This window comes from Stenotrophomonas sp. (assembly GCF_032056425.1).
Taxonomy (GTDB): domain Bacteria; phylum Pseudomonadota; class Gammaproteobacteria; order Xanthomonadales; family Xanthomonadaceae; genus Stenotrophomonas.
Genome location: NZ_DAMBCN010000005.1, coordinates 92,864 through 118,888, shown reverse-complemented (window position 1 = coordinate 118,888; position 26,025 = coordinate 92,864). Strand labels below are relative to the sequence as shown.

Sequence of the window (26,025 nt, the reverse complement as noted above, 5' to 3'; positions counted from 1 at the left end):
CGGAGTGCCGGATGGCCAACGATGGGGTATACGATCCAGTCAACACCGGACGTCGGCGTTTTCTTACTGCCACCACTGCCGTGGTGGGCGCCGTCGGCGTCGGCTTCACCGCTGTTCCTTTCATCAAGTCCTGGAACCCCAGTGCCCGTGCCAAGCTTGCCGGCGCACCGGTAGTGGCTGACATCAGCGCGCTGCAGGAAGGCCAACGCCTGATCGTGGAATGGCGCGGCCAGCCGATCTGGATCGTCAAGCGCTCCAAGGCCATCCTGGAGGCACTGCATGGGCTGGATGGCCGCCTGAAGGATCCCGAATCCGGCGAAAAGGACCAGCAGCCCGAGTACGTGCTGAAGCAGAACCCCGAGCTGCGCTCGATCAAGCCGGAAATCTCGGTGCTGGTCGGGCTGTGCACGCATCTGGGCTGTTCGCCGGAAATGGTCGCCGAAATCCGCCCGGAGCCCTACGATCCGCAGTGGAAGGGCGGCTACTTCTGCCCCTGCCACAAGTCGCGCTTCGACATGTCCGGCCGCGTGTTCAAGGACGTGCCGGCACCGATCAACCTGCTGGTGCCACCGCACCACTACCAGGACGACAACACCGTCATCATCGGTGTCGATCCGCAGGGGGCTGCCTGATGAGCAACATCCTCAGCCGTACCGCCAGCGGCGTGGCCGACTGGGTCAATGCGCGCGCGCCCGGCCTGATGCCGGTCTACCGCAAACATGTCAGCGAGTACTACGCGCCGAAGAACTTCAACCTCTGGTACTACTTCGGTTCGCTGGCGCTGCTGATCCTGGTCAACCAGATCGTCACCGGCATCTTCCTGACCATGCACTACAAGACGAACGCCGCCGAAGCGTTCGCTTCCATCGAATACATCATGCGTGATGTGGAATGGGGCTGGCTGATCCGCTACATGCATTCCACCGGGGCCTCGCTGTTCTTCATCGTGGTCTACCTGCACATGTTCCGCGGCCTGCTGTACGGCAGTTACCAGAAGCCGCGCGAGCTGGTGTGGATCCTGGGCATGCTGATCTACCTGGTGCTGATGGCCGAAGCCTTCATGGGCTACGTGCTGCCCTGGGGCCAGATGTCGTTCTGGGGTGCCAAGGTCATCATCTCGCTGTTCGGCGCCATCCCGGTCATCGGTAACGGCCTGACCGAATGGATCATGGGCGATTACCTGCCCAGCGATGCCACGCTGAACCGCTTCTTCGCCCTGCACGTGATCGCCCTGCCGCTGGTGCTGCTGCTGCTGGTGGTGCTGCACCTGGGCGCGCTGCACGAAGTGGGCTCGAACAATCCTGACGGCGTGGAGATCAAGAAGGGGCCCAAGGGCAACCGCTGGTCGCCGAACGCGCCGGCCGATGGCATTCCGTTCCACCCGTACTACACGCTGAAAGACGGCGTCGGCGTCGGGTTCCTGCTGGTCATCGCCGCCTTCATCATCTTCTTCGCCCCGGCCTTCGGGGGACTGTTCCTGGAACACGACAACTTCACCGAGGCCAACCGGCTGGTCACGCCGGAACACATCAAGCCGGTCTGGTACTACACGCCGTACTACGCCATGTTGCGCGTAGTGCCCAACAAGCTGGGCGGCGTGCTGGTGATGTTCTCGGCCATCGCGATCCTGTTCCTGGTGCCGTGGCTGGACCGCGCGCGGGTCAAGTCCTATCGCTACCGCGGCCTGTTGTCGAAGGTGCTGCTGGGGGTGTTTGCCGTGTGCTTCGTGTGGCTGGGGGTGATCGGCTCCGGCCCGGGCACCGATGTGCACGAAACCTACATTGGCCGCGTGCTGACCTTCCTGTATTTCGCGTTCTTCATCACCATGCCGCTTTGGACACGACTGGACAAGACCAAGCCGGTACCGGAAAGGGTGACCACGCATGACTGAGCGCTGGATGGTCCGGTTGGCCCTGGTGGCCGCCCTGGTGCTGGGCAGCGGCCTGGCCCACGCCGCCGAGGGCGGCGCCAAGCTGCTGCAGGCCGGCAATGATCTGGGTGACCGCGCGTCGCTGCAGCGCGGCGCGCAGTTGTACATGAACTACTGCTCCGGCTGCCATGCGCTGAAGTACCTGCGCTATTCGCGCATGGGCCAGGATCTGGGCCTGAGTGAGGAGGAGGTGATGAACAACCTCAACTTCACCGGTTCGGCCATCGGCGATCCCGTACCAGTGGCGATGCCCAAGGAGCAGGCCGAGAAATGGTTCGGCAAGATGCCGCCCGATCTGAGCCTGATCGCCCGCGTGCGGGGCAGCGACTGGATCTACACCTACCTGAAGTCCTTCTACCTGGACAGCACCCGCCCGCTGGGGTGGAACAACACCGTGTTCCCCAATGCCTCCATGCCCAACCCACTGTGGGAAATGCAGGGGCTGCAGCACGCGGTGCATGGCAAGGCCGAAGCGCCGGGCATGGATCCACCGGTCACCGGCCTGCGCATCGACACCCCGGGCAGCGTGGATGCCGGGCAGTACGACCAGGCTGTGCGGGACATCACCAACTTCCTGGAATATGCCGGCGAACCGGCTGCGCTGAAGCGCCAGCAGCTGGGTGTGTGGGTCATCCTGTTCCTGGCCCTGCTGACCTTCCTGCTGTATCTGCTGAAGAAGGAATACTGGAAGGACGTGCATTGAGCCGGCCCCGGCATTGCCTCAGGCCTATTGGCTTTTGTGATGCCCGGTTGCACACTCGGGCAGGAGTCGACCACCGGCAAGGGGCTGGTGGCGCCGGTACGGCAGGCGGTCTCCTGTCGTGGGAGAGCCTTTGATGGCGGCGAGCGTACGCATGCGCAACACATTGACGCTGTTTTCCTCGAACGACGATGTCCTGTGCCACCGGGTGCGCCTGGTTCTTGCGGCCAAGGGCGTGACCTATGATTTCGTGCCGGTCGATCCGCAGAACCCGCCGGAAGACCTGATCGATCTCAATCCCTACCATTCAGTACCCACCCTGGTGGAGCGCGAGCTGGTGCTGTACGCCGCCTCGGTGGTCAGCGAATACCTGGATGAGCGCTACCCGCACCCGCCGCTGATGCCGGTCGATCCGCTGTCGCGTGCGCGCATCCGCCTGGCCATGCTGCGCATTGAACACGACTGGGTGCCGCAGGTGCAGGCCATCCAGCTGGGGAACAAGACCCAGGCCGAAGCCGGCCGCAAGCGGCTGAAGGAACTGCTCACCGCGTCGCTGCCGCTGTTCAAGGCCAGCAAGTTCTTCCTGAACCCGGAAATGAGCCTGGCCGACTGTGCGATGGCACCGATCATCTGGCGCCTGCAGTCGCTGGATGTGCCGCTGCCCAAGGATGGCAAGGCCATCGAAGACTACGGCAACCGCATCTTCCGCCACCCGGGGTTCGTGCGCAGCCTGACCGATCAGGAAAAGAAGCTGCGCGACCTGCCGGTCTAGACCACCGGTACTTTCCGACTGCACGCCTACCGGCGTGCCGCGATGCGCCCCGACAGGGGCGTCGTGCGCGTACACTTCACGCATGACCGACGACTTCTTCCACATGACCAGCCACCGCCCGTACCTGCTGCGGGCTCTGGTGGAATGGATCAACGACAACCAGCTGACCCCGCATATCCTGGTCGACGCCGGCGTGCCTGGCGTGCAGGTGCCGCCTTCGGCCGTGAAGGATGGGCGCGTGGTACTCAACATCGCCGAGCGTGCGGTGGTGCGGCTGATGATCGACAACGAGATGGTGAGCTTCTCGGCGCGCTTCTCCGGCACCAGCTACCCGGTGCAGGTGCCGATCAGTGCGGTGCTGGCCGTGTACGCGCGCGAAACCGGGCAGGGCATGGCACTGCCGGATGATATTCCCGGTGCCGAAACGACCACGGCCAGTGATGAGCCGATGCACGAGGGTGACACCCCACCGGACGACACGCCGCCGTCCAGCCCGCCGCCGAAGGGCCGGCCGACCCTGCGCGTGGTCAAATAGTGAGGGTGCCGACCGGTGGTCGGCACGCTGCTGCCGCTGCACTCGCCGGGCATGGCCCGGCGCTACCGCCTACACATCTTCGGCCTCGTCCACATCCGCGCGGATCCTGCTGATCCGCGCCGCGCCCGGCCCCGTGAACGAAACGAGCTGGTCACCGCGCAGCACCATGCGCCCGACGTGGCGATCGATGCCGTCGTAGGAATACTCGAACTTGAAGGTGCGCTCGAAACCGAGCCGGCCATCTTCGCCGCGCGACAGGCGCAGGCCCGTCGCATGCACGGCCTGGTCCAGCCACTGCACATCGGCAGCACGGCAGGCATTGCGGCCCAGCTCTACCGCGCGCTCGGCGGCCGAACGCGCCGCGTTCCAGAAGAAATAGACGATACCGCCAACGATCAGCAACAACAGCAGGGTGGGCATGGCGTGGAGTGTCTGGAGTCGATGCAGCCAAGATGGCGGCGAAGCGGCCCCGGATCAAGCGTGATCGTCAGCGACTGTCAGGCGCCGGGGCGGGGCCGGTGGGGGAAGCCGGCGCGCTCGGCGCCGCAACATTCAACTGCAGCAGCGCGGCCCAGTCCTGTCGATTGAAGCTGCACTCGTCTTCGCGCCCCGGCGTACAGCTGGCATCGATGCCCGTGCTGTCGCGCGAACGTGCCGGCGGCAGCTGGATGCGCCCGCTGCGGTCCAGCTGCAGCAGGCGCATGGCCACGGTGTTCATCACGTTGCCGCCCACCAGGTACAGGGTCTGGTCGCCGCCCAGGTTGGCAGCCACCACGACTTCGCAATGCGATTTCCAGTGACCCACCGAGCCGTTTCCCAGTGCCTGCACCAGCCCGCTGTAACTGAGCGTGCTGCTGCGGTCGCGCAGGAAGCACAGCATGTCGCCGGGTGCGGGCTTGCCCGTGGCCGGGTCCAGCAGCCGGTACGGGCTGCCGGCCGGTCCGGCCTGGTAGGCGGCACGGATGTAGTCGATGTGGCGCGGCGAGGTGGTGAATCCGGGTACGCCCGCACGCACCATCACCCAGGAAATGAAGGCGGCCGACCACGGGTTGTCGACCAGGAAGGCGCGGCAGTCGCTGTCGGTGTAGCGCACCCCCAAGGGCGCCAGGCAGCTGGTGGCGCCGTCGATGCTGCCCATCGCATTCAACGTACCACTGTCGCGCCAGTAGGCGGCCACTCGCCGCCAGGCCACCAGGCCGTTGTCGGCCAGGTAGCCGCTTTCGGCCTCGGTAATGGTGAGGCTGGCGGCCCGGCCTTCGCGGTCGATGAAAGCGCGGTACCAGAGCCGGTGTTCGTTGCAGGCCGCATTGCGGATGGAGATCGCCAGCGGGCTCAGGCCGTAGCGGGGGGGTACGTCGCAGGCTTCGGCGGCAGCGGCCGACAGCGGGGCAGCGGCCAACAGCAGGCAGGCAGGCAACAGCATCCGGCGCATGCGCGGCTCCTGTGGGGGATGGCCGCAGCGTCGCAGTGCCGTCGTGAACGCAGGGTGTGAGAACGGGGTCAGATCCCTTTCCCGTGGAAAGGGATCTGACCCCATGCAAGGTCTCAGCCCGGCGGCGGCCCCAGCTTCAGCGACAGATCGATGGCCTGCACATGCTTGGTCAGGCCGCCAATGGAAATGCAGTCCACGCCGTCCTCGGCAATCGCGCGCAACCCATCCAGGCCGACACTGCCGGACACTTCCAGCGGAATGCGGCCGGCGGTGATGCGCACCGCTTCGCGCCGCAGTTCAGCACTGAAATCATCCAGCAGGATGCGCTCGCAGCCCACCAGCAGTGCCTGCTGCAGCTGCTCCAGGTCCTCCACTTCCACCACCAGCGGCAACTGCGGCCAGTGCTGGCGTGCGGCGGCCACCGCGGCCGGCAGCGAGCCGGCAGCGCGGATGTGGTTTTCCTTCAGCATCACCGTGTCGTACAGGCCGAAGCGATGGTTGTCACCGCCACCGCAGCGCACCGCGTACTTCTGCGCCAGGCGCAGGCCGGGCAGGGTCTTGCGGGTGTCCAGGATGCGTGTGCCGGTGCCGGCCACCGCCGCCACGTAGCGCGCCGTGGTGGTGGCGGTGCCGGACAGGGTCTGCAGGAAGTTCAGCGAGGTGCGCTCGGCACTGACCAGGCTGCGGCTGCGGCCCTGCAGCAGGGCCAGCACCGTGCCGGCCTTGACCGCCGCGCCTTCGTCCACCTGCCAGTCGATCCGCACCTGCGGGTCGAGCGCGCGATGGGTCGCGTCGAACCAGGGGCGGCCGCAGATCACCGCATCCTGCTTGCACAGCAGGTAGGCGCTGTCCGGCTGGTCCGGCAGCAGGGCGGCGGTGACATCACCGCTGCCCAGGTCCTCGGCCAACGCGCGGGCGACATCGGCCGCAACCTGGGCCGCATCCGGCGTCGGCAGGGCACTCATGCGGCCGGGAAATCGGCGATCTGTGCGGTCGGGATGGCCTCCTCGGCCAGCAGCACCGGAATGCCGTCGTCCACCCGGAACACCTGCTTGCGGTCACGGGTCACCAGGGCCTCGCGCAGCGGCTGGGCCAGCGGGTTGCCATCGGCCTTGTTCACTGCGCCGGCGGAAATGGCCTTGTTGAGGGCTTCCAGGCCCTTGCCATCCAGCAGGGACAGGGGCTGGCGGGTATCGGGCGACACCAGCAGGTCAAGCAGCTTGCGATCCATGGTTCTTCGTCTTGCGTGGAAGACGGCTAGAATACGTCTTTAAGGTAGGTGACGGCCAATGACCCCCAACCCGATCGCGCCGCTCGTCGGCATCGTCATGGGTTCCCGCTCCGACTGGGAAACCATGCAGCACGCGGCCCAGAAGCTTGAAGCCCTGGGTGTTCCGTTCGAAGTGAAGGTGGTCTCGGCCCACCGGACGCCGGACGTGTTGTTCAGCTATGCCGAAGAAGCCGGCCCGCGCGGCCTGCGCGCGATCATCGCCGGTGCCGGCGGTGCCGCCCACCTGCCGGGCATGATCGCGGCCAAGACCGCGGTGCCGGTGCTGGGCGTGCCGGTGCAGTCCAAAGCCTTGAACGGCATGGATTCGCTGCTGTCGATCGTGCAGATGCCGGCCGGCATTCCGGTGGCCACCTTCGCTATCGGCAATGCGGGCGCCTCCAATGCCGCGCTGTTTGCCGCAGCCATGCTGGCCAGCGACCAGCCGGCCATCGGCCAGGCGCTGGACGCCTTCCGCACGCGCCAGACCGAAGACGTGATGGCCCACGACGATCCGCGCCAATGAACCTGACTGTCGGCATCCTCGGCGGCGGTCAGCTCGCCCGCATGATGGTCCTGGCCGGCGCGCCGCTGGGCCTGCGCTTTGAACTGTTCGACCCGGCTGCCGATGCCTGCAGCGGGCCGCTGGCGCCGCTCACCGTCGCCGCCTTCGACGACCGCCAGGCGCTGGCGGATTTCGCCGCCAAGGTGGACGTGGTCACGTTCGACTTCGAGAACGTGCCGGCTGACAGCGCGCAGTTCCTGTCCGACCGCGTGCCGGTCTACCCGCCGCCGGCCGCGCTGGCCGTGGCCCAGGACCGGTTGAGCGAAAAGACCCTGTTCCAGCAGTTGGGCATTCCGCTGCCGGCCTTTGCCGATATCCGCAGCCGTGACGAACTGGCCGCGAAAGCCGCCGAGTTCGGCCTGCCGTGCATCCTCAAGACCCGCCGCCTGGGCTACGACGGCAAGGGCCAGTTCCGCCTGCGAAGCGCGGCCGACATCGACGCCGCATGGGATGCACTGGGCGCCCAGGTCGAGCGCACCGGGCTGATCCTGGAAGGGTTCGTGGCGTTCCAGCGCGAGGTCAGCGTGGTGGCCGTGCGTGGCCGCGATGGCAGCTTCCAGGCCTGGCCGGTCACTGGCAACTGGCATGTCGATGGCGTGCTGTCGGCCAGCGTGGCCCCGGCCGTGCTGTCGGCGGCCGAGCGCGAGGCTGCCATTGGTTACGCGCGCCGCGTGGCCGACCACCTGCAGTACGTGGGCGTGTTCGCGCTGGAGCTGTTCTGCCGCGATGGCGAACTGCTGGCCAATGAGATGGCGCCGCGCGTGCACAACTCCGGCCACTGGACCATCGAAGGCAGCGAGACCTCACAGTTCGAGAACCATCTGCGTGCCGTGCTGGGCCTGCCGCTGGGCAGCACCCGCATGCTCGGTCATGCCTGCATGCTGAACTGGCTGGGCGCGATGCCCGATCCGGCGCCGGTGCTGGGCCAGGCCGGCGGCCATTGGCACGACTACGGCAAGCAGCCGCGCGAGGGCCGCAAGGTGGGCCATGCCACGCTGCGAGACGACCAGGCCGATGCCCTGGCCGATGCGCTGGAGCAGGTCGGGCTGGAACTGGACCGCCAGGCGCAGGTCGCCCCGGCGGTACACGCGCTGCGCAACCGCTGAGGCAGGCGCAGCGCTGCAACATTGTGGCGCGCCGGTGCACGCATCGGCGCGTCCCCTGCGGTGGTAGCGTGGGGCTCCTTTCCCCGGAGTCACCGCCATGCTCGACTGGAACGCTTACCGCAAGGAACTGAAGGGCCGCATCGGCGAGATCGGCAAGCTCTCGCCCGATACCCTGAAAGGCTATGCGACGCTGGCCAATGCCGGCGCGCAGACCAATCACCTGGATGCCAAAACCCGCGAACTGATCGCGCTGGCCGTGGCGGTCACCACCCGCTGCGATGGCTGCATCACCGTGCACGTGGATGCGGCGCTGAAGCAGGGCGCCAGCCGCGAAGAGATTGCCGAGGCGCTGGGTGTGGCGGTGTCGCTCAATGCCGGCGCGGCGCTGGTGTACTCGGCACGGGTGATGGATGCGGTGGCTGCGCACGAGAACGCGTGAGGCGCAGCAGCGCCAGGGCGGGGTAGCGCCGGGCCAGGCCCGGCCGATCGCCTCAGCGCAGCTGGCTTTCGGCGAATTCCCAGTTCACCAGCTGCCAGAACCCGTCCAGATAGCGCGCGCGCTCGTTCTGGTAATCGGTGTAGTAGGCGTGTTCCCACAGGTCGCAGCACAGCAGCGGGGTACTGTCGCCCGTCAGTGGCGTGCCGGCATTGCGGGTCACCTGGATGCCCAGTTGCCCGCCGGGATGCTGTACCAGCCAGGCCCAGCCCGAACCGAACAGGCCCAGCGCGGCGCGGTTGAACTCCTCGCGCAGGCGCTGTGCATCACCGAACTGGCGCTTCACCAGTTCGCCCAGGCGACCCTGCGGTTCGCCGCCGCCGCGCGGGCGCAGGCACTGCCAGTAGAAGCCGTGGTTCCATGCCTGGGCGGCGGCGTCGAACAACGCACCCTGGGTCTGGCGCACGATGTCGTCCAGCGTGGCTTCTTCCCATTCGGTGTCGGCAATGGCCGCATTGACGGCGTCCACGTAGGCGCGGTGATGGCGGCCGTGGTGCAGCTCCACGGTGGCGGCCGACAGGTGCGGCTGCAGGGAGCCGGGAAGGTAGGGCAGGGCAGGCAGTTCGACAGACATGGACAGGTTCTTGGCCAGGGGGCGGCGGCAGCCGGTACCATCGGCTTACAATGGCGGCTACCGTGGGCAGTCTAGCCGACCACCGCGGTCGGTTTGTCCGGCGAAGCAAGGAGTGAGGTGTGGCGGTAATGCAGCAAATCCAGGCCGAGGTGGATCGTTACCCGCTCGTGCTGTTCATGAAAGGCACCCCGCAATATCCGATGTGCGGCTTCTCCAGCCGCGCCGTGCAGGCCCTGATGGCCGCGGGCGCAGTGTCCCTGCGCACCGTCAACGTGCTGGAAGAGCCGGAGATCCGCGCCAACCTGCCGCGCTTCTCCAACCTGCCCACCTTCCCGCAGTTGTTCATCAACGGCGAGCTGATCGGGGGCTGCGACATCATCATGGAACTGTTCGAAGCCGGCGAGCTCAAGCGCATCGTCGAAGAGGCCACCCAGGGATGAGTGCCTGGCCGTCGACGTCGACCGATACGGCGCTCGATGGCCGTCCCCTGCGGGACCGCGTGGTGCTGGTGGCCGGCGCCGGCGGGGGGCTGGGCAGTGCTGCTGCGGTTGCTGCCGCGCGGGCCGGCGCAACGGTCGTCCTGCTGGGGCGCAAACCGCGCCGCCTGGATCGCGTCTACGCCCAGGTGCAGGCCGTCGGCCCCGAGCCGCTGCTGTATCCGCTGGATCTGGAAGGGGCCAGTCCCGACGACTACGCCGATCTGGCCCAGGCCATCGGCCGCGAGCTGGGCCGCCTGGATGGCGTGCTGGTCTGCGCCGCACATTTCCCGGGCCTGACCCCGTTTGAACTGGCCGATCCGGCCAGCTTCGCCCGCGCCGTGCATGTCACCCTGACCGCGCCGGCGTGGTTGGCCCAGGCCTGCCTGCCCCTGCTGCGCCAGCGCGAGGATGCCGCCCTGATATTTGCCGTGGACGCGCCCGAACGGGTGGGGCAGGCCTATTGGGGCGGTTATGGCGTGGCCCAGCATGGGCTGCGCGGGCTGATCGCCAGCCTGCACGATGAACTGGCCAACGGCCCGGTGCGGGTGGCAGGGCTGTACCCCGGCCCGCTGCGCACTGCCCTGCGTGCACGCGCCTATTCGATTGACGAGGACGCGACGGCCACGGGGCCGGACGGGGCAGCGGAGGCCGCCGTCGCGCTGCTGTCCGCCGCAGGCCAGGCGTGGCGTGGGCAGGTGCTTGACGCCCGTCGGGCGAGTGACGCCCGTTAATTGCTTGATAGTCCGGAATGAAGATTCCGTCACGATAGCGTTGCGATCCGGTGCCGTTTGTCGCACAACCGTCACATTGATGGGATAGCGTGTTAATCTAGTGTTAACCGTTGCGGCAGCTGCCGTTCACGGTAGGGAACCCAGATAAATCTCCGAGCAGCCGCCCGCAAGGCTGTTTGGATGCGCTTTTTTTCCGCCATCGCCAACTCGCATCGAGGCTACCGAAAAATGACCCACCCACTCCGGATGTCCAAGCTTACCCTTGGTCTCGTGGCTGCACTCGCCGCCGCCCCCGCCTTCGCCCAGAGCACCTCTTCGGGTGTCGGCGGTCAGGTCGTTTCCCGCGCGGGCCAGCCCGTCGCTGGTGCTGAAGTCACCATCACCCACACCGAGTCGGGCACCATTTCGCGTGCCACCACCGATGCCGCCGGTCGTTACAACGCCCGCGGCCTGCGCGTGGGTGGTCCGTACACCATCACCATCACCAAGCCGGGTGAAGGCACCAAGACGGAAGAGGGTGTCTACCTGGGCGTGAACCAGACCGGCACCGTCAACGCCACCCTGGCCGGCGACCTGTCGGGCGCGACCAACCTGGACACCGTGCAGGTCACCGCCGTCGGCGGTGGCTCGGAAGTGTTCAGCGCCACCAAGATGGGCTCGGGCACCAGCATCAGCCAGGAAACCATCGAGGCCATGCCGTCGGTGGGTGGCAACATCCAGGACATGATGCGTCTGGATCCGCGCATCGCCTTCGTTGATCGCGCCTCCGGTTCGATCTCCGCCGGTGGCCAGAACCCGCGCTACAACGCCGTGCGCATCGACGGTGTCAACGCCAGCGATACCTTCGGCCTGGAAGGCAACAGCTTCCCGACCCGTCGCCAGCCGGTGTCGATGGAAGCCATCGAAGCCATCAACGTCGACCTGTCCAGCTACGACATCACCATCACCGGCGCTACCGGTGCGGTGGTGGACGCGGTCACCAAGTCGGGCACCAACGAGTTCCACGGCTCGGTCTACGGCTACATGCGCGACGGCAGCTGGTTCGGTGACAACCCGGGCGGCGGCAAGTTCAACGGCTTCGACGACGAAAAGACCTACGGTTTCACCCTGGGCGGCCCGCTCGTCAAGGACAAGCTGTTCTTCTTCGCCAACTACGAAAAGTTCGAGCAGTCGGCTCCGGGTGCGGATATCGAAGGCAGCGCCATCGGTCGAGGCACCATCACCGATGCCCAGATCGCCCAGGCGCAGCAGATCTTCCAGGATCGCTACGGCGTCTCTGCCGGCACCTACGACGCGGCTTCGGACACCAATCTGGAAGAGTACGCGCTGAAGCTGGACTGGAACATCAGCGACAACCACCGCGCCAGCTTCCGCTACAGCAAGCTGGAGCAGGACAAGCTGCGCATCAACGGTTACGGTTCGACCACCGGTGCCTCGCTCAGCTCGTACTGGTACCAGCACGAAAAGAAGATCGAATCGTACGTCGGTCAGCTGTTCAGTGACTGGACCGACAACTTCTCCACCGAAGTGAAGGCCAGCTACCGCGACTACTCCGCGATCCGTACCCCGTCGGCGCCGGGCACCCCGGCCATCCTGATCGGTTTCGGTGGCCTGAATTCCAACCGTGAGTCGGTCGCCAACCCGACCCTGTACCTGGGTACCGAAGCCAACACCCAGTACAACGAGCTCTACACCAAGACTTGGAACTACTTCGCCGCCGGCACCCTGACCCTGGGTGACCACGACGTCAAGTTCGGTGCGGATTACAGCAAGAACGAAATCTACAACCTGTACGCGCCGAACGTGGATGGCTACCTGGTCTACAACGGCATCGATGGCTTCCGCAACAACACCCCGGTGGTCATCACCGATCGTAATCCGGTCAGCGGTGGCGTTGAGAGCCTGGCAGCCGATTACGATTACAGCACCCTCGGCCTGTTCGTGCAGGACACCTGGTACGTCAACAGCAACCTGACCCTGACCATGGGTGTGCGCGCTGACAAGTACGACACCAACAAGGACACGGCCTACAACCAGCGTGCCAGCGAGTTCTTTGGTTACGACAACCGTTCCATTGGTGACAACGGCTTCCTGATCCAGCCGCGCTTCGGCTTCAACTACACCTTCGACAGCGAGCGTCCGACGCAGCTGCGCGGCGGCGTGGGCCTGTTCCGTGGTGAGGCTCCGCAGGTGTGGCTGGGCAACATCTATGCCAACAACGGCGTGAACTTCATCCAGGGCACCGACCTGCCGTTCGCAGGTCGTAACCGTCCGGCGCAGCAGGTCGTGAATTTCGTCTCCGACGATTTCCGTACCCCGTCGGTCTACAAGGCCAACCTGGCCTTCGACCATGAGCTGCCGTGGAATGGTCTGGTCGCATCGGCCGAGTTCCTGTACACCAAGGTCAAGGATGGCCTGTACTTCAAGCGTCTGGAGCTTGTGCAGCCGACCTACACCGGTGGTCCGGACGGCCGCAACTTCTACTGGGGCAATGTGGCAAACGCCTCTACCTCCAAGGCGACCACCCCCAGCTGGGTCAGCGATGCCGTGCTGCTGGACAACACCGACAAGGGCCGCACCGCGCAGCTGACCGTGTCGCTGTCCAAGCCGTTCTCGCCTGAGAGCGACTGGTCCTGGAGCCTGGGCTACACCTACACCGATGCCAAGGAAGTGGCCAGCAACACCTCGTCGGTCGCAACCTCGAACTGGAACAACAACTACATCTTCCAGGCCAACGAGAACGAGCTGGCGCGTTCGCGCTACGAGATCCGCGATCGCGTATCCGCTCAGCTGAACTGGAAGCACGCCTTCTTCGGTGATTACGAGACCCAGGTCGGCATGTTCTACGAAGGTCGCACCGGCCGTCCGTACAGCTGGGTGTACTCCAACGACATGAACGGCGACGGCCGCACCTACAACGACCTGTTCTATGTGCCGAAGGGTCGTGGCGACGTGCTGTTCACCGGCGGTGCCGCGATGGAAGAAGCCTTCTTCAACTGGCTGTCCAAGAATGGTCAGCTGGAGCGCTACGCCGGCGGTGTCACCCCGCAGAATGCTGGCCGCGCAGGTTGGGTCAATACCTTCGACGTGCGCATCACCCAGCAGCTGCCGGGCTTCATGAAGGGCCACAAGTCGGAAATCTGGCTGGATATCCAGAACATCGGCAACCTGCTGAACAAGAAGTGGGGCCGGATCAACGACTTCGGCTTCTATGCTGACCAGGGTGTTGCCAACTTCCGTGGCATCGATCCCAGCACCGGCAAGTACATCTACGAGTTCCGCGACCAGCGCGTCGGCACCCTGAACCCGACGGTGACCGATCCGGCGTTCGCCAATGCTGATGCCGACGGCTTCAACACCGGCGTGTCGCAGTGGTCGCTGCAGCTGGGCTTCCGCTACAAGTTCTGATGAACTGACGTAGTTGCTGCATGCAGAAACGGCCGGGGAAACCCGGCCGTTTTCTGTTCAGGCGAAAAGCCTTGCGGGGCGATACGCTTCGGCGTAGCATCCGGACACGTGCGCGGCGCCTTCGCCGCTACGGCGGTCCCAGCAACGGCGAACGCGGTCAGCACGCATCCAACGGTCGGGTTTCCCGGCCGTTTTGCTTTTTAAGGGGGCGGCAGTACAGTCGGAAACCTTGAAGGAAGCGAAAAGTTGGATATGACCACGAACGAAAAAGCAGCCCGTGCGCTGCCGGTGCAGGATGCGCGGATCTACCCGCGTGGTGGGCTGGATGTGTTGTCGCGCGCTGAAGTGGCGCGCCTGCGCGATGCCTCCGGTGGCGGCATGCACGAGCTGTTGCGCCGCTGCGCACTGGCCGTGCTGACCAGTGGCAGTGCCTCGGACGATCCGCGCGCGGCGCGTGATCTCTATCCCGATTTCGACATCCAGGTGGCGCAGCAGGACCGCGGCGTACGCATCGACCTGGTGAACGCCCCGGCGATGGCCTTCGTCGATGGCGAGATCATCCGCGGCGTGGCCGAACTGCTGTTTGCAGTGGTGCGTGACCTGGCCTACATGGCCATCGAGATGGGCCCGGCCTACGCGGCCGAGCTGGAATCGTCCGAAGGCATCACCAACGCGGTGTTCGGCCTGCTGCGCAATGCGCGCATCCTCAACCCGGGTGATCCGAACCTGGTGGTGTGCTGGGGCGGCCATTCGATCGGCCGCGACGAGTACCTGTATACCAAGCAGGTGGGCTACGAGCTGGGCCTGCGCGGCCTGGACATCTGCACCGGCTGCGGCCCGGGCGCCATGAAGGGGCCGATGAAGGGCGCCACCATCGCCCATGCCAAGCAGCGCAAGACCGTCACCCGCTACATCGGCCTGACCGAGCCGGGCATCATCGCGGCCGAGTCGCCGAACCCGATCGTCAACCACCTGGTCATCATGCCGGACATCGAGAAGCGCCTGGAGGCCTTCGTCCGCATCGGTCACGGCATCATCGTCTTCGCCGGTGGCGTCGGCACGGCCGAAGAAATCCTGTACCTGCTCGGCATCCTGCTGCGCGAGGAAAACAAGGACCTGCCGTTCCCGCTGATCCTGACCGGGCCGACCGTGGCCGCGCCGTACTTCGAGCAGATCGACCGCTTCATCCGCCTGACCCTGGGCGACGCCGCGGCCGAGCGTTATGAAATCATCATCGGTGACCCGGTGGCGGTGGCCAGGAAGATGGCCGGCGGCATCAAGCAGGTGCGCGAGTACCGTCTGGCACAGAAGGATTCGTTCTTCTTCAACTGGTCCATCGAGATTCCGTGGGAGTACCAGCAGCCGTTCGTGCCGACCCACGAAGCGATGGCTGCGCTGGACCTGCACCACGGGCGTGCCCCGCATGCGCTGGCGGCGGACCTGCGCCGGGCCTTCTCGGGCATCGTTGCCGGCAATGTGAAGGAAGACGGCATGCGCCGCATCGAGCAGTTCGGGCCGTTCCAGATCCATGGCGACGCGGACATGATGCAGGCACTGGATGCGCTGCTGCGCGCCTTCGTCGAACAGCGCCGGATGAAGATTTCCGGCGAGTACCAGCCCTGCTACCAGGTGCTGGCCTGACGGGCAGGGGGTCGGAGCCCCTGCGGGGATCCGACCCCACTGCACCGATCCGGGGGCGGATCCCCGAAGGGGCTCTGACCCCCGTCCGCCGCGCAGGCGTGTCAACGCTTTGACGCCCATCGCCCGGAACTGACCGTTCGTCCTGTCGCCGCTTGCCGGCGGCCGGCGGCTGCGCCATCGTGGTCGCCAACACGCTGGGGAGCGTCCAATGAAACTGCGCCGGTCCAACGGCTTCACGCTGGTCGAGTTGATGGTCACCATTGCGGTGGTGGCGCTTCTCGCCGCCATGGCGTTTCCGAATTTCCAGAGCACCATCCGTGCCAACCGCATTGCTGCGGCGGGCAATGAAATGACCGGCCTGTTGTCGCTGGCCCGCAGCGAAGCGGTGCGCAACAAGCGCGGCGGCGGTGTCTGCGGCAGCTCCACTGGCAGCAGCTGCGACGGCGCCTGGCGCTCGGGCATGCTGGCCTGGGCCGATGTCGACGGCGATGGCGCCAAGGGCGCCGGCGAAGCCGTGCTGCGTTTTGTCGCGGTCAGCGCCGATTCGGTCACCGTGACCGGCCCGGCCGCCGAAGTGACCTTCGATGCCCGCGGTCGTCGCCGAGCGGCTGCCAACCAGCAGATCACCCTGCAGCCGGTGAAATGCGGCAGCGATCCCCAGCGCCGTACCCTGTCCGTCAACGCGGCAGGCCAGATCACCTCCACCAAGGCCGCCTGCCAATGAGCCGTCGTCTTCCCTCGTTCTCGCGGCGCCAGGCCGGCTTCAGCCTGCTGGAAGTGCTGATCGCCATCCTGATCCTTGGCTTCGGCCTGCTCGGCTTCGCCCTGCTGCAGACCATGAACGTGCGCTTCGTGCAGAGCGCCAACTACCGCACCCAGGCCACCAACCTGGCTTACGACCTGCTGGACCAGATGCGCAGCAACCGCTACCAGGCGGGCTGGTATACCGGCGCAAGCTTCGCGGCCAACTCGGTCAGCGCAAGCAGCTGTACCCGCGTGCTGGGTGCCGATCAGGGCGTGGCCAGCAACATCACCCGCTGGCAGTGCCAGGTGGTGCAGTCGCTGGGCGAAGGCGCCAGCGCCACGGTGCTCAACGCCAACGGCCGGGTGACCGTGGGCATCGCCTGGGGCGACCAGCGCTGGGATCCGCAGAATCCCGACGCCCGCACCACGTTCACCCTGGTATCGCAGCTGTGAGCGCGCACCTGTCCCCCCGTCGCCACGCTGCCGGTGTGTCGCTGATCGAAATGATGGTGGCCATGGTCATCGGTGTGGTGCTCATGCTGGGCGTGGTGCAGGTGTTCATCGCCTCGCGTACCGCCTCGCGGCTGGCCGAAGGCAATGCGCGCGCGCAGGAAAACGGCCGCTTTGCGCTGGAGTTCCTGCAGCGCGACATCCGCATGGCCGGCCACTTCGGCTGCGTGAACGACCAGGCGCATTTCGTCAAGGGCGAGGGCGACCCGACCATCAACACCGGGGCCGCAACGGGCTCGGGACATCCGCTGGATTTCAGCGTCAGTATCCAGGGCTATGAAGCCCCCGGCACCGGGCCGGGCACCAGCCTGACCCTCGGTGGCAGCTGGCCGGCGCCGACGGGCCTGCCGGCGTCCATCAGTGCGCTCAAGCCGCGCGATGGCAGCGACATCCTGGTGCTTCGCTACCTGGCCGCCGAAGGCGTTCCGGTCACGTCGCTGGCGCCCGGCGGCAACAGCGTGGTCGGCTTCAACGGCACCGTTGGCAGGCGCCTGCTGGAAGGTGGCGTGACCGCCCCCAAGCTGTTCGGTGTGGCCGACTGCAGCCATGTGAACGTGTTCAAGGGGGCTTACGTTGAAGGCCAGGTCACCGCCAGCGGCGCCAACCTGGATCGCTACACCGTGCAGCCCACCGGCCAGACCATGATCTACCGTGCCGAGTCGGTCGTGTATTTCGTGGGTACGTCGGCCACCACCGGCGAGCCCGCACTGATGCGCGCGCGGTCCGATGGCGCCGATGGCTATGCCGCCGCCGAAGAGCTGGTGGAAGGCATCGAGAACCTGCAGTTGCTGTTCGGCCTGGACAGCACCGCGGCCATCACCAGCACCACCCCGCCCACCGGCAACATCACCACCGTGGCCATTGCCAGTGGCGTGTCCACGGGTACGAACGCAGCGGCAGCGGCGCAGTGGCGGCGGGTCGGGCAGGTGCAGGTCGGCATCCTGGCCCGCAGCCCGCAGCCTGCACAGGCCGAGGCGGCTACCGATGCGCTGCGCTACCCACGCATGCTCGGCGTCGGTTTTGCACCGTCCACGACCCGGGACACGCGCTACCGCGCCGCCTACGAATCCACCATCGCCCTGCGTAACCGCCTCTTCGGGAACTGATGCCATGAATGCTCGAGCCCGCATCCGTCCGATGCCCCGCCAGCAGCGCGGGGCCGTGCTGTACGTTGCCCTGGTCATGCTGATCCTGCTGGCACTGATCGGCATCGCCGGCATGCAGGTGGCGGGCATGCAGGAAAAGATGGCGTCCAACTATCTGGCCACCAATGTGGCCTTCCAGAATGCCGAAGGTGTGACCCGCCGCAGCGAGCGCGCGGTCGAAGCCATTGCCAACCGTACCGCCGCCGCTGCCGATGCGCCGCTGGTGGCCAGCGATATCCAGGACAACTGCGATATCGCCTTCGATCCGGTGGCCTGGGGGCGTGAGCGTGCGCTGACCACGGTGCAGGCGGTGAACGTGCGCCGCATCGACACCTGCGTGATCGGTGGCGGCTCGCTGTCGATGGGCAAACCGCTGGATCCGGTCACGCCGATCTATCAGATCACCACTTTTGCCACCGACACCGCGACGGATTCCTCGTCTACGGCGTCGGTCGATTCCATCTTCAAGCTCTGAGGCCGCCGGCATGTCCCGTCGCAAATCCCGGATCATTGCCGCGTCTGCCTTCGCCGTGCTGGGCGTGGGCGGCTACTTCGCCTACAGCCTGTTCGCTGCGCAGGGGCAGGGCGATCTTGCCCAGGCACCGCTGAACAATACGACCTCGATCCAGCCGGCCTTCATCATGGCGGTGGACGATTCCAACTCGATGACCTTCGAGCGGATCTTCCGCGGTGGCGATGGCCGCATGCAGTGGAATGGCAGCAGCTTCTTCAGCTCTGCGGGTGTGTTCTACAACGTGGGCGAAGCGTGCGGCAACAATTCCACCGACTGCTACCTGTACCTGTTCCCGCACGCGAACTTCAATACCTCGTATTCACCGGGGCGGGCGATTCCGCCGATCGATGCGTTCGGCTTCGCCCGTTCGCCCACCTACAACGCCAGTTACTACAATCCGGCCGTGACCTACGAGCCGTGGAGCCTGCCGGCGCGCGACAGCGCGCAGAACATCCTGTGGCCGAACGCCTCGTTCAGTGCGGCACGGGTGGATCCGCGTGACCCGACCATCTACGGCACCGATTTCAATACCGGTTACAACACCGTGTACGACCTGTCCTCGCGCCAGGTCAACGGCGAGGCGTTCCAGTTCGTCAACGGCATGACCATCCCGTCCGGTACCCGCTACCGTTCCAATGGCCGCACCTGCAACAGCAACAACAGCAATGGCCTGCCCAGTTCGGGCAACAACTGGACCAACCTGAGTGGCGATGTGCAGGTGCGCGCGGACTGCACTGTGCAGATTGCCTACGTGCCGGCTACTTTCTATCTGCCGGCTGACCAGGCGGCGCCGGCCGGCTACCTCACCGGCGAGACCCACCGTCCGCTGATCAACAATGCCTGCGGCACCGGCTGCAACATGCGCCGCTACCAGATCCTGCCGGAGAACTACGGCGCCAATACGGCCGATCTGGCCAATGCGCAGCGCAATTTCGCCAACTGGTTCCAGTACCATCGCAACCGCATCCTGTCGATGGTCGGTTCGTCCTCGCACGCCATGGTGGGCGTGGAGAACATGCGCGTGGGCTATTTCACCATCAATGCCCGCAACAACGTCACCATGTACGACGTGGCCACCCAGCGGCCGGACCTGTTCGGGCAGATCTACCGGCTCAAGCCCAATGGCGGCACGCCGAACCGGCAGGCGGTGGCCTACCTGGGCGAGCAGTTCCGCCGCACCGACGCGGGTGCGCCGGTCATCCGCGCCTGCCAGAAGAACGGCGGCATGCTGTTCACCGATGGCTACACCAATGTGGGTAACTCGGCCAGTGGTTACGCCAACGCCGATGCGGCCGGTGGCATCCACTTCCCGGCCCAGCCATTCGCCGATGGCTATGCGAACACCATTGCCGACATCGCCGCGTCGTACTACGCAGGTGGCTCCACGCCGCTGCGCAGCGGTGCCAGCTTCCCCGCCGGCCTGGTGCCGGTGCCGGAACAGTGCAGCACGCTCAGCCAGTCGTCGCCGGACTGGAAGCGGCTGGACTGCCAGACCAACCTGCACATGAACTTCTATGGCGTCACCCTGGGCGCGCAGGGCCTGATCTACGAGGTGAACCAGGCGGCCACCAACGATCCGTATGCCAACCCGCCGAACTGGAATGCCAACGGCGACCCGCTCACCGACGACGACGGCCGCGTGATCGATGAGCTGTGGCATGCGGCCATCAACAGCCGTGGCGAGTTCATCAACGCCAAGACGCCGTCGGACGTGACCGAAGCCATGCGCCGGGTGCTTTCGGCCGTGGGCTCGGGCCAGTCGCCGTCCGGCACCTTCGCACTCAGTGGTGCGCGCATCGGCACCGGCTCGCTTGCCGTGACCCCCATGTACGACGTGCAGAACAACGGCACCGACTGGTACAGCAAGCTGACTGCCAGCAGCGTGTCGGTGAATGCGACCAGCCGCGAAGCGGTCTACACCACCCGCTGGGAAGCCAGCGCGCAGATGCCGGCGGCCGCCGCCCGCAATGTGTTCTTCAACGATGGCAGCAGCGTGCGCAAGTTCAGCGGCACCACGATCACCCTGGCCGGGCTCTGCAATCTGTCCGGCACGCTGTATCCGTCGCAGTCGATCTGCACCGCCGCCAACCTGACCGCACTGGGCGCCGATGCCAACAGCGCGGCCAACTACCTGCTGGGCGAAACCACCGGCGAAGTTCGCAATGGCGGCAAGCTGCGTGACCGCACCACGGTGTTGGGTGACATCGTCAACTCCACGCCGGTGATCAGCGCGCCTGGGGATGATTACGGCTACCGTGCACTGGGCAGCACGCTGGGCACCAGCTACACCAACTATCTGGCCAGCAAGCGCAACAACAACCGCTACGTGGTCTATGCCGGAGCCAACGACGGCATGCTGCATGCCTTCGACGGTGGCATGGATGCGGCCGGCACGATCGGCGGCAATGGCGGCCGTGAGCTGTTCGGCTACATTCCGGCCACCTCGTACGGGCACATGGGCAACCTGCTGCTGCCCTACGACCCGACCAAGAAGAACGCCCAGCCGTTCGTGCACAAGTACTTCGTCGATGGGCCGCTGACCGTGGGCGATACCTACTACGGTGCAGCCTGGCACACCACCCTGGTCGGTACCACCGGCGCGGGCGGGCGCGGTGTGTTCGCGCTGGACGTGACCACGCCCGGCAGCTTCGCGGCAGGCAACCGCCTGTGGGAAATCAACGACCTGGCCGGTGACGCCACGGTGCGGGCCAACATTGGCCACGTGCTGGGCAAGCCGGTCATCGTTCCGGTGCGTGCGGCCGACGGCAGCGTCAGCTGGAAGGCGATTTTCGGCAACGGTTATTCCAGTGCCAGTGGCAAGGCCGTGCTGTTCGTGGTCGATATCGGTACCGCCACCCCGACCATCCGCATGATCGAAGCGGGCGAGCCCGGTTCCACCATTGCCGGCCGCAATGGCCTGGGCAACATCGTGGTGCTGGACCGGGTCAACAACCTGACCATCGATCCGGTCACCAACAAGCCGAGCCGCGTACGCGACGGCTACGCCGACACCGTCTACGCCGCGGATCTGAAGGGCGCGGTGTGGAAATTCGACCTGACCTCTACCGACACCTCGGTGACGGTGCCCGTGTTCACCACCGGCACCTTCGTGCAGAACGGCCAGACGTACCGGCAGCCGATCACCGGTGGCCTGCAGGTGGCCTCGGGCGAGCGCGGTGGCGTGCTGGTGATGTTCGGTACCGGCAGCTTCTCGTTCAACGATGACACGCTGCCGATTTCCTCCACCCAGATCCAGAGCCTGTATGGCTTCAACGATGTGGTGAACGGTGCAGTGACCACGACGCTCACGCGTGCCAACCTGACCCCGAACGCGGTGGTCACCACCAGTGGTTCGCGTACCCTGCAGGCGGGCACGGCGCCCACCTCGTCGCTGGGCTGGTATGTGGATCTGCCTGCCGGCGAACGTGCGGTGGGTTATCCGGAGCTGGCCTCGGGCATCCTGTTCATTCCCACCTATGCACCGGTGGAAGTGACCAGTGGCTGCAGCACGTCCGGCGCCAACTGGCTGTTCGGCCTGAGCCCGCGCAGTGGTGCCGGCGCCCTGTCCGGCGTGCGGGTGGGGTCGACCACCGGTACGTCAGCCGCCGCGGGTACCGCGGCGATGGCACTGAACTCGCCGGGCACCGCGCCGATCAAGGATGTGGGCGTATCGGTGGTGCCGCGCCTGCAGCCGCCCACCAATCCCAACGACGGCACGGGTGTGCCGACGGTGCCGCCCGGTGCGGGCTGCTGGATGGTGGTCAATGTATCCGGCGCGCAGCCGCTGTACGTGCCGTATCCCTGTGGCCGCCAGTCCTGGCGCCAGATCCAGTAACGGAGATTCCTGCGATGTCACTCAAAGCGATCCGCGCCATCGGCCAGGTCCGTGGCTTCACCCTTATCGAACTGATGGTCACGGTGGCCGTGGTGGCGATCCTGGCGGCGGTGGCCTATCCCTCGTATACCGACCAGGTCCGCAAGTCGCGGCGTGCGCAGGCCAAGGCGGATATGGTGGAGTACGCGCAGATGGCCGAGCGTTCCCACACCACCAACAACACCTACGCCAATTTCCGTTTCAGCAATGGCACCACCAGCATCCAGTCGCCGCGCGAGGGTGGCACTGCGCGCTACACCATCAGCATCCAGGCGGCGCAGGGCACGTTCACCCTGACCGCGGCACCGCAGGGTACGCAGGCCAAGGACAAGTGCGGCACGATGACGGTCAACCAGGCCAATGTGAAGACCCCCAGTGCCAGTGCGGTGGCCGGTTGCTGGTGAATTCGCGCAAGGGTGTTGCATCATCGTGCAGCAGCTACTAGAATGCGCCTCCCCGCCCGAATAGCTCAGCCGGTTAGAGCACTTGACTGTTAATCAGGGGGTCGTTGGTTCGAGTCCAACTTCGGGCGCCAGATCCTGCAGAAGCCGCGAGAAATCGCGGCTTCTGCTTTTCTGCGTCTGCCATCGCCGTGGCTCAGCACGGGGCCTGCAACGGACTTCGCAATGAGCGCACGCGTCCGGTGTTGCTGACCACGACCTCGGCCTGCGCTTGCCCTCTCAGACAGACCCGTATCCGCGCATTGCTGCCGGCACTGCGTCCGCTGGCGCGGAACACAATGCGCGGACGCCCCTGTGTGCTGATGGCCTGCAGCGAGGCATGGCTTTCCAGCTGGCGCGATGCCAGGGGGGCGGTAGGGTCCTCGCCCGGTCGCGGGTGTTCGGGGCGCAGGAGCCAGCCGCGGCTCCAGTCCTGCCCGCATTGAAGACCGTCGTTACTGGGACAGACCACCACCGGGCGGCGCTGTGACAGCGCCGTGCTGCGGGCCTGGTTCAGCGCCGCATGCAGCTGCAGGCGCAGCTGATCGGCACGCAGCTGATCCAGCAGCCCGCCCAGCGGCAGGGTCGCCAGGCAGGCCAGGATCGCCAGCACCGCAACGGCCAGCAGCAGTTCGGCCAGGGTGTGGCCGGGGGCAGGGGAGTGCATATCGCGGGCTCCAGCAGCAGGATGGGCCACCAGCCTCCGCCTGCCACTGTTGCCGCACCATCGGGCTTTGCCGCTGCCTGAATCGGGTTAGGGTTCAACCGGTCGTCACCGGAGTGCCCGGTATACTGCGCATTCCCGGGATCTGGCAGCACCATGAGCGACAGCTTTCAACTCGTTTCGCCTTATTCGCCGGCCGGCGACCAGCCCAACGCCATTGCGAAGCTGACCGACAATTTCCAGGCCGGCATCGCCAAGCAGACCCTGCTGGGCGTCACCGGTTCGGGCAAGACCTACACCATCGCCAACGTCATCCAGAACGTGCAGAAGCCGACGCTGATCATGGCGCCGAACAAGACGCTGGCGGCGCAGCTGTACGGTGAGTTCAAGGCGTTCTTCCCGCACAACGCGGTGGAGTACTTCGTCAGCTATTACGATTACTACCAGCCTGAGGCCTACGTGCCGTCATCGGACACCTTCATCGAGAAGGACAGTTCGATCAACGAGCACATCGAGCAGATGCGCCTGGCCGCGACCAAGACCCTGCTGTCGCGCCCCGACGCGATCGTGGTCGCCACGGTGTCGGCCATCTACGGCCTGGGCGCGCCGGAAGACTACCTGTCGCTGCGCCTGATCCTGTCCAGGGGCGAGCGCATCGACCAGCGTGATCTGATCAATCACCTGACCCAGCTGCAGTACACCCGCAACGAGTACGAACTGCAGCGCGGTACGTTCCGCGTGCGCGGTGAAGTGATCGACGTGTTCCCGGCCGAGTCGGACAGCGAAGCCCTGCGCATCGAGCTGTTCGATGGCGAGGTCGAGAAGATCACGATGTTCGACCCGTTGACCGGCGAGACGATGCGCAACCTGCAGCGCTTCACCGTCTACCCCAAGACCCACTACGCGACCACCCGCGAGCGCGTGCTGGCGGCGGTGGAAACCATCAAGGTCGAGCTGAAGGAGCGGCTGGAGCAGCTGTACGCCCAGAACAAGCTGGTCGAGGCGCAGCGCCTGGCGCAGCGCACCCAGTTCGACATCGAGATGATGGCCGAGGTGGGCTTCTGCAATGGCATCGAGAACTACTCGCGGCACTTGACTGGCAAGAACGCCGGCGAGCCGCCGCCGACCCTGTTCGACTATCTGCCGCCCGATGCGCTGCTGGTCATCGACGAATCGCACGTGACCATTCCGCAGATCGGGGCGATGTTCAAGGGCGACCGTTCGCGCAAGGAGACCCTGGTCGAGTTCGGCTTCCGCCTGCCGTCGGCGCTGGACAATCGGCCGCTGCGCTTCGAGGAATGGGAGGCGCGCTGCCCGCGGGCGATCTATGTCTCGGCCACCCCTGGTCCCTACGAGTACCGCGAGGCCGGTGACGAGATCACCGAACTGGTGGTGCGTCCGACCGGCCTGATCGATCCGGTGGTGGAGATCCGCCCAGTCGGTACCCAGGTTGACGACCTGATGAGCGAGGCCAACGAGCGCATCAAGGCCGGCGATCGGGTGCTGGTCACCACGCTGACCAAGCGCATGGCCGAAAACCTGACCGAGTACCTGACCGAACATGGCATCCGCGTGCGCTACCTGCATTCGGACGTGGACACGGTCGAGCGCGTGGAAATCATCCGTGACCTGCGGCTGGGCAAGTTCGATGTTCTGGTCGGCATCAATCTGCTGCGCGAAGGCCTGGATATGCCCGAGGTGTCGCTGGTGGCGATCCTGGACGCGGACAAGGAAGGCTTCCTGCGATCCACCGGTTCGCTGATCCAGACCATTGGCCGCGCCGCGCGCAACGTGCGCGGCAAGGCGATCCTGTACGCCGACAAGATCACCCGCTCCATGCAGGCGGCGATCGACGAGACCGACCGCCGCCGCGCCAAGCAGGTCGAGTACAACGAAGCGCACGGCATCGTGCCGCGCTCGGTGGCACGGCCGATCGTGGATGTACTGGAAGGCGCGCGCTCGGACGCGGCGGAGAAGGAGGCGCGCAAGGGCAAGGGCAAGGCCCGCGGCGGTGTGGCCGAGACGGCAACCGACTACCGCTCGCTCAGCCCGGCGCAGCTCGCTTCGCGCCTGAAGGCGCTGGAACAGCAGATGTACCAGCACGCCAAGGACCTGGAGTTCGAGGACGCTGCGCGCGTGCGTGACCAGATCCGCCAGCTGAAGGAGGCCAGCCTTGGCTGAACAGGCCGATGTCGGTTGCCTTCACAAAAGTATTGCGCTGGCGCGCCTGCATCCGTAATATACGCGGCCTGCACCGACGCAATCGCGGAAATGCAGGAAAAACGGGCGGTTAGCTCAGCGGTAGAGCACTACCTTGACATGGTAGGGGTCACAGGTTCGAACCCTGTACCGCCCACCACGAAGTCCCTGGCAAGGGGCTGTCGTGAGGAAGACAAACCCGGCCAGCAAGCCGGGTTTTTCAGTCCAGACAGGCAGGTTCATTGGGCGGTTAGCTCAGCGGTAGAGCACTACCTTGACATGGTAGGGGTCACAGGTTC

General features: G+C 65.9%; 25 protein-coding genes and 3 tRNA genes (1 of these 28 running past the window's edge). 22 read left to right on the top strand and 6 right to left on the bottom strand.

Features of this window, described 5'->3' with window-relative positions; genetic code table 11:
- Positions 1 to 11: 11 nt before the first annotated feature.
- From petA to RTY46_RS06000, 5 genes are all read left to right on the top strand, one after another.
- Positions 12 to 632 (top strand): ubiquinol-cytochrome c reductase iron-sulfur subunit, encoded by a 621-nt coding sequence (gene petA / locus RTY46_RS06020; protein WP_312707179.1) that lies wholly within the window; start codon positions 12 to 14, stop codon positions 630 to 632.
- Positions 632 to 1,891, top strand: a complete 1,260-nt coding sequence (locus RTY46_RS06015) for a cytochrome bc complex cytochrome b subunit (RefSeq protein ID WP_312707178.1) — start codon at positions 632 to 634, stop codon at positions 1,889 to 1,891. The genes petA and RTY46_RS06015 overlap by 1 nt, the downstream gene beginning before the upstream one ends.
- On the top strand, positions 1,884 to 2,633 hold the full coding sequence (locus RTY46_RS06010; RefSeq protein ID WP_312707177.1) for a cytochrome c1: 750 nt from the start codon (positions 1,884 to 1,886) through the stop codon (positions 2,631 to 2,633). Before RTY46_RS06015 ends, RTY46_RS06010 begins: the two co-directional genes overlap by 8 nt.
- 133 nt (positions 2,634 to 2,766) lie before the next feature.
- Entirely contained in the window at positions 2,767 to 3,402 is a 636-nt protein-coding gene (locus RTY46_RS06005; RefSeq protein WP_075674863.1) for a glutathione S-transferase N-terminal domain-containing protein, read from the top strand.
- Between the two features lie 82 nt (positions 3,403 to 3,484).
- Positions 3,485 to 3,937 (top strand): ClpXP protease specificity-enhancing factor, encoded by a 453-nt coding sequence (locus RTY46_RS06000; protein ID WP_312707176.1) that lies wholly within the window; start codon positions 3,485 to 3,487, stop codon positions 3,935 to 3,937.
- 69 nt (positions 3,938 to 4,006) lie between these two features.
- Here the strand turns inward: RTY46_RS06000 and RTY46_RS05995 are convergent, their stop codons facing one another.
- From RTY46_RS05995 to RTY46_RS05980, 4 genes are all read right to left on the bottom strand, one after another.
- Entirely contained in the window at positions 4,007 to 4,357 is a 351-nt protein-coding gene (locus tag RTY46_RS05995) for a DUF3301 domain-containing protein (RefSeq protein WP_108761676.1), read from the bottom strand.
- Positions 4,358 to 4,424: 67 nt separating this feature from the next.
- The gene (locus RTY46_RS05990) at positions 4,425 to 5,369 is read right to left on the bottom strand and encodes a DUF2272 domain-containing protein (RefSeq protein WP_312707175.1); all 945 of its coding nucleotides are present in this window, start codon (positions 5,367 to 5,369) and stop codon (positions 4,425 to 4,427) included.
- 113 nt (positions 5,370 to 5,482) lie between these two features.
- Positions 5,483 to 6,334, bottom strand: a complete 852-nt coding sequence (gene nadC, locus RTY46_RS05985; protein WP_312707174.1) for a carboxylating nicotinate-nucleotide diphosphorylase — start codon at positions 6,332 to 6,334, stop codon at positions 5,483 to 5,485.
- Entirely contained in the window at positions 6,331 to 6,600 is a 270-nt protein-coding gene (locus tag RTY46_RS05980) for a Trm112 family protein (RefSeq protein WP_005408847.1), read from the bottom strand. The genes nadC and RTY46_RS05980 overlap by 4 nt, the downstream gene beginning before the upstream one ends.
- A 58-nt stretch (positions 6,601 to 6,658) precedes the next feature.
- Here RTY46_RS05980 and purE point away from each other — a divergent pair, with 58 nt between their 5' ends.
- The 3 genes from purE (at position 6,659) to RTY46_RS05965 (ending at position 8,746) form a co-directional block, all read left to right on the top strand.
- On the top strand, positions 6,659 to 7,162 hold the full coding sequence (gene purE / locus RTY46_RS05975) for a 5-(carboxyamino)imidazole ribonucleotide mutase (RefSeq protein ID WP_312707173.1): 504 nt from the start codon (positions 6,659 to 6,661) through the stop codon (positions 7,160 to 7,162).
- On the top strand, positions 7,159 to 8,307 hold the full coding sequence (locus RTY46_RS05970; protein WP_312707172.1) for a 5-(carboxyamino)imidazole ribonucleotide synthase: 1,149 nt from the start codon (positions 7,159 to 7,161) through the stop codon (positions 8,305 to 8,307). The genes purE and RTY46_RS05970 overlap by 4 nt, the downstream gene beginning before the upstream one ends.
- 97 nt (positions 8,308 to 8,404) lie before the next feature.
- Entirely contained in the window at positions 8,405 to 8,746 is a 342-nt protein-coding gene (locus tag RTY46_RS05965; protein ID WP_108752682.1) for a carboxymuconolactone decarboxylase family protein, read from the top strand.
- 52 nt (positions 8,747 to 8,798) lie between these two features.
- On the opposite strand, the gene RTY46_RS05960 is transcribed toward RTY46_RS05965, so the two are convergent.
- The gene (locus RTY46_RS05960) at positions 8,799 to 9,377 is read right to left on the bottom strand and encodes a superoxide dismutase (protein WP_312707171.1); all 579 of its coding nucleotides are present in this window, start codon (positions 9,375 to 9,377) and stop codon (positions 8,799 to 8,801) included.
- A 119-nt stretch (positions 9,378 to 9,496) separates the two neighbouring features.
- On the opposite strand from RTY46_RS05960, the gene grxD reads away from it, so the two are divergent.
- From grxD to RTY46_RS05905, 11 genes are all read left to right on the top strand, one after another.
- Positions 9,497 to 9,817 carry a Grx4 family monothiol glutaredoxin gene (grxD, locus tag RTY46_RS05955; protein ID WP_108749163.1) on the top strand — a complete coding sequence of 107 codons (321 nt, stop codon included), beginning with the start codon at positions 9,497 to 9,499 and terminating at the stop codon, positions 9,815 to 9,817.
- Positions 9,814 to 10,587 carry an SDR family NAD(P)-dependent oxidoreductase gene (locus tag RTY46_RS05950; protein WP_312707170.1) on the top strand — a complete coding sequence of 258 codons (774 nt, stop codon included), beginning with the start codon at positions 9,814 to 9,816 and terminating at the stop codon, positions 10,585 to 10,587. Before grxD ends, RTY46_RS05950 begins: the two co-directional genes overlap by 4 nt.
- A gap of 228 nt (positions 10,588 to 10,815) precedes the next feature.
- Positions 10,816 to 13,995, top strand: a complete 3,180-nt coding sequence (locus RTY46_RS05945; RefSeq protein ID WP_312707169.1) for a TonB-dependent receptor — start codon at positions 10,816 to 10,818, stop codon at positions 13,993 to 13,995.
- 252 nt (positions 13,996 to 14,247) lie between these two features.
- Entirely contained in the window at positions 14,248 to 15,636 is a 1,389-nt protein-coding gene (ppnN, locus tag RTY46_RS05940; RefSeq protein WP_312707240.1) for a nucleotide 5'-monophosphate nucleosidase PpnN, read from the top strand.
- A gap of 208 nt (positions 15,637 to 15,844) precedes the next feature.
- Positions 15,845 to 16,360, top strand: coding sequence for a GspH/FimT family pseudopilin (locus tag RTY46_RS05935; protein ID WP_312707168.1), 516 nt, complete (start codon positions 15,845 to 15,847; stop codon positions 16,358 to 16,360).
- On the top strand, positions 16,357 to 16,833 hold the full coding sequence (gene pilV, locus RTY46_RS05930; RefSeq protein WP_312707167.1) for a type IV pilus modification protein PilV: 477 nt from the start codon (positions 16,357 to 16,359) through the stop codon (positions 16,831 to 16,833). Before RTY46_RS05935 ends, pilV begins: the two co-directional genes overlap by 4 nt.
- Positions 16,830 to 17,996 (top strand): PilW family protein, encoded by a 1,167-nt coding sequence (locus tag RTY46_RS05925; RefSeq protein ID WP_312707166.1) that lies wholly within the window; start codon positions 16,830 to 16,832, stop codon positions 17,994 to 17,996. The genes pilV and RTY46_RS05925 overlap by 4 nt, the downstream gene beginning before the upstream one ends.
- A gap of 4 nt (positions 17,997 to 18,000) precedes the next feature.
- Positions 18,001 to 18,510, top strand: coding sequence for a PilX N-terminal domain-containing pilus assembly protein (locus tag RTY46_RS05920; protein ID WP_312707165.1), 510 nt, complete (start codon positions 18,001 to 18,003; stop codon positions 18,508 to 18,510).
- Positions 18,511 to 18,520: 10 nt separating this feature from the next.
- The gene (locus RTY46_RS05915) at positions 18,521 to 22,384 is read left to right on the top strand and encodes a PilC/PilY family type IV pilus protein (protein ID WP_312707163.1); all 3,864 of its coding nucleotides are present in this window, start codon (positions 18,521 to 18,523) and stop codon (positions 22,382 to 22,384) included.
- A gap of 14 nt (positions 22,385 to 22,398) precedes the next feature.
- Entirely contained in the window at positions 22,399 to 22,827 is a 429-nt protein-coding gene (locus RTY46_RS05910) for a type IV pilin protein (RefSeq protein ID WP_312707162.1), read from the top strand.
- A gap of 54 nt (positions 22,828 to 22,881) precedes the next feature.
- Positions 22,882 to 22,958, top strand: a tRNA-Asn gene (locus tag RTY46_RS05905).
- A 62-nt stretch (positions 22,959 to 23,020) separates the two neighbouring features.
- Here RTY46_RS05905 and RTY46_RS05900 read toward each other — a convergent pair.
- The gene (locus RTY46_RS05900; protein WP_312707161.1) at positions 23,021 to 23,530 is read right to left on the bottom strand and encodes a GspH/FimT family pseudopilin; all 510 of its coding nucleotides are present in this window, start codon (positions 23,528 to 23,530) and stop codon (positions 23,021 to 23,023) included.
- Between the two features lie 153 nt (positions 23,531 to 23,683).
- On the opposite strand from RTY46_RS05900, the gene uvrB reads away from it, so the two are divergent.
- The 3 genes from uvrB to RTY46_RS05885 all read left to right on the top strand — a co-directional run.
- Positions 23,684 to 25,708 carry an excinuclease ABC subunit UvrB gene (gene uvrB, locus RTY46_RS05895; protein WP_312707160.1) on the top strand — a complete coding sequence of 675 codons (2,025 nt, stop codon included), beginning with the start codon at positions 23,684 to 23,686 and terminating at the stop codon, positions 25,706 to 25,708.
- Positions 25,709 to 25,811: 103 nt separating this feature from the next.
- A tRNA-Val gene (locus RTY46_RS05890) sits at positions 25,812 to 25,886 on the top strand.
- Positions 25,887 to 25,970: 84 nt separating this feature from the next.
- Positions 25,971 to 26,025, top strand: a tRNA-Val gene (locus RTY46_RS05885); it runs 120 nt beyond the window's last position.

Bases quoted from the DNA above. Each gene is read 5' to 3' on its own strand.
- RTY46_RS05900 (WP_312707161.1), bottom strand. From the start codon at position 23,530: ATGCACTCCCCTGCCCCCGGCCACACCCTGGCCGAACTGCTGCTGGCC.
- ppnN (WP_312707240.1), top strand. From the start codon at position 14,248: ATGACCACGAACGAAAAAGCAGCCCGTGCGCTGCCGGTGCAGGATGCG.
- RTY46_RS05915 (WP_312707163.1), top strand. From the start codon at position 18,521: ATGTCCCGTCGCAAATCCCGGATCATTGCCGCGTCTGCCTTCGCCGTG.
- RTY46_RS05935 (WP_312707168.1), top strand. From the start codon at position 15,845: ATGAAACTGCGCCGGTCCAACGGCTTCACGCTGGTCGAGTTGATGGTC.
- petA (WP_312707179.1), top strand. From the start codon at position 12: ATGGCCAACGATGGGGTATACGATCCAGTCAACACCGGACGTCGGCGT.
- RTY46_RS05990 (WP_312707175.1), bottom strand. From the start codon at position 5,369: ATGCGCCGGATGCTGTTGCCTGCCTGCCTGCTGTTGGCCGCTGCCCCG.
- uvrB (WP_312707160.1), top strand. From the start codon at position 23,684: ATGAGCGACAGCTTTCAACTCGTTTCGCCTTATTCGCCGGCCGGCGAC.
- RTY46_RS05950 (WP_312707170.1), top strand. From the start codon at position 9,814: ATGAGTGCCTGGCCGTCGACGTCGACCGATACGGCGCTCGATGGCCGT.
- RTY46_RS05960 (WP_312707171.1), bottom strand. From the start codon at position 9,377: ATGTCTGTCGAACTGCCTGCCCTGCCCTACCTTCCCGGCTCCCTGCAG.
- RTY46_RS06015 (WP_312707178.1), top strand. From the start codon at position 632: ATGAGCAACATCCTCAGCCGTACCGCCAGCGGCGTGGCCGACTGGGTC.
- RTY46_RS05910 (WP_312707162.1), top strand. From the start codon at position 22,399: ATGTCACTCAAAGCGATCCGCGCCATCGGCCAGGTCCGTGGCTTCACC.
- RTY46_RS05980 (WP_005408847.1), bottom strand. From the start codon at position 6,600: ATGGATCGCAAGCTGCTTGACCTGCTGGTGTCGCCCGATACCCGCCAG.
- RTY46_RS05965 (WP_108752682.1), top strand. From the start codon at position 8,405: ATGCTCGACTGGAACGCTTACCGCAAGGAACTGAAGGGCCGCATCGGC.
- RTY46_RS05920 (WP_312707165.1), top strand. From the start codon at position 18,001: ATGAATGCTCGAGCCCGCATCCGTCCGATGCCCCGCCAGCAGCGCGGG.
- RTY46_RS06010 (WP_312707177.1), top strand. From the start codon at position 1,884: ATGACTGAGCGCTGGATGGTCCGGTTGGCCCTGGTGGCCGCCCTGGTG.
- RTY46_RS05995 (WP_108761676.1), bottom strand. From the start codon at position 4,357: ATGCCCACCCTGCTGTTGTTGCTGATCGTTGGCGGTATCGTCTATTTC.
- pilV (WP_312707167.1), top strand. From the start codon at position 16,357: ATGAGCCGTCGTCTTCCCTCGTTCTCGCGGCGCCAGGCCGGCTTCAGC.
- RTY46_RS06005 (WP_075674863.1), top strand. From the start codon at position 2,767: ATGGCGGCGAGCGTACGCATGCGCAACACATTGACGCTGTTTTCCTCG.
- RTY46_RS06000 (WP_312707176.1), top strand. From the start codon at position 3,485: ATGACCGACGACTTCTTCCACATGACCAGCCACCGCCCGTACCTGCTG.
- nadC (WP_312707174.1), bottom strand. From the start codon at position 6,334: ATGAGTGCCCTGCCGACGCCGGATGCGGCCCAGGTTGCGGCCGATGTC.
- RTY46_RS05945 (WP_312707169.1), top strand. From the start codon at position 10,816: ATGACCCACCCACTCCGGATGTCCAAGCTTACCCTTGGTCTCGTGGCT.
- RTY46_RS05970 (WP_312707172.1), top strand. From the start codon at position 7,159: ATGAACCTGACTGTCGGCATCCTCGGCGGCGGTCAGCTCGCCCGCATG.
- purE (WP_312707173.1), top strand. From the start codon at position 6,659: ATGACCCCCAACCCGATCGCGCCGCTCGTCGGCATCGTCATGGGTTCC.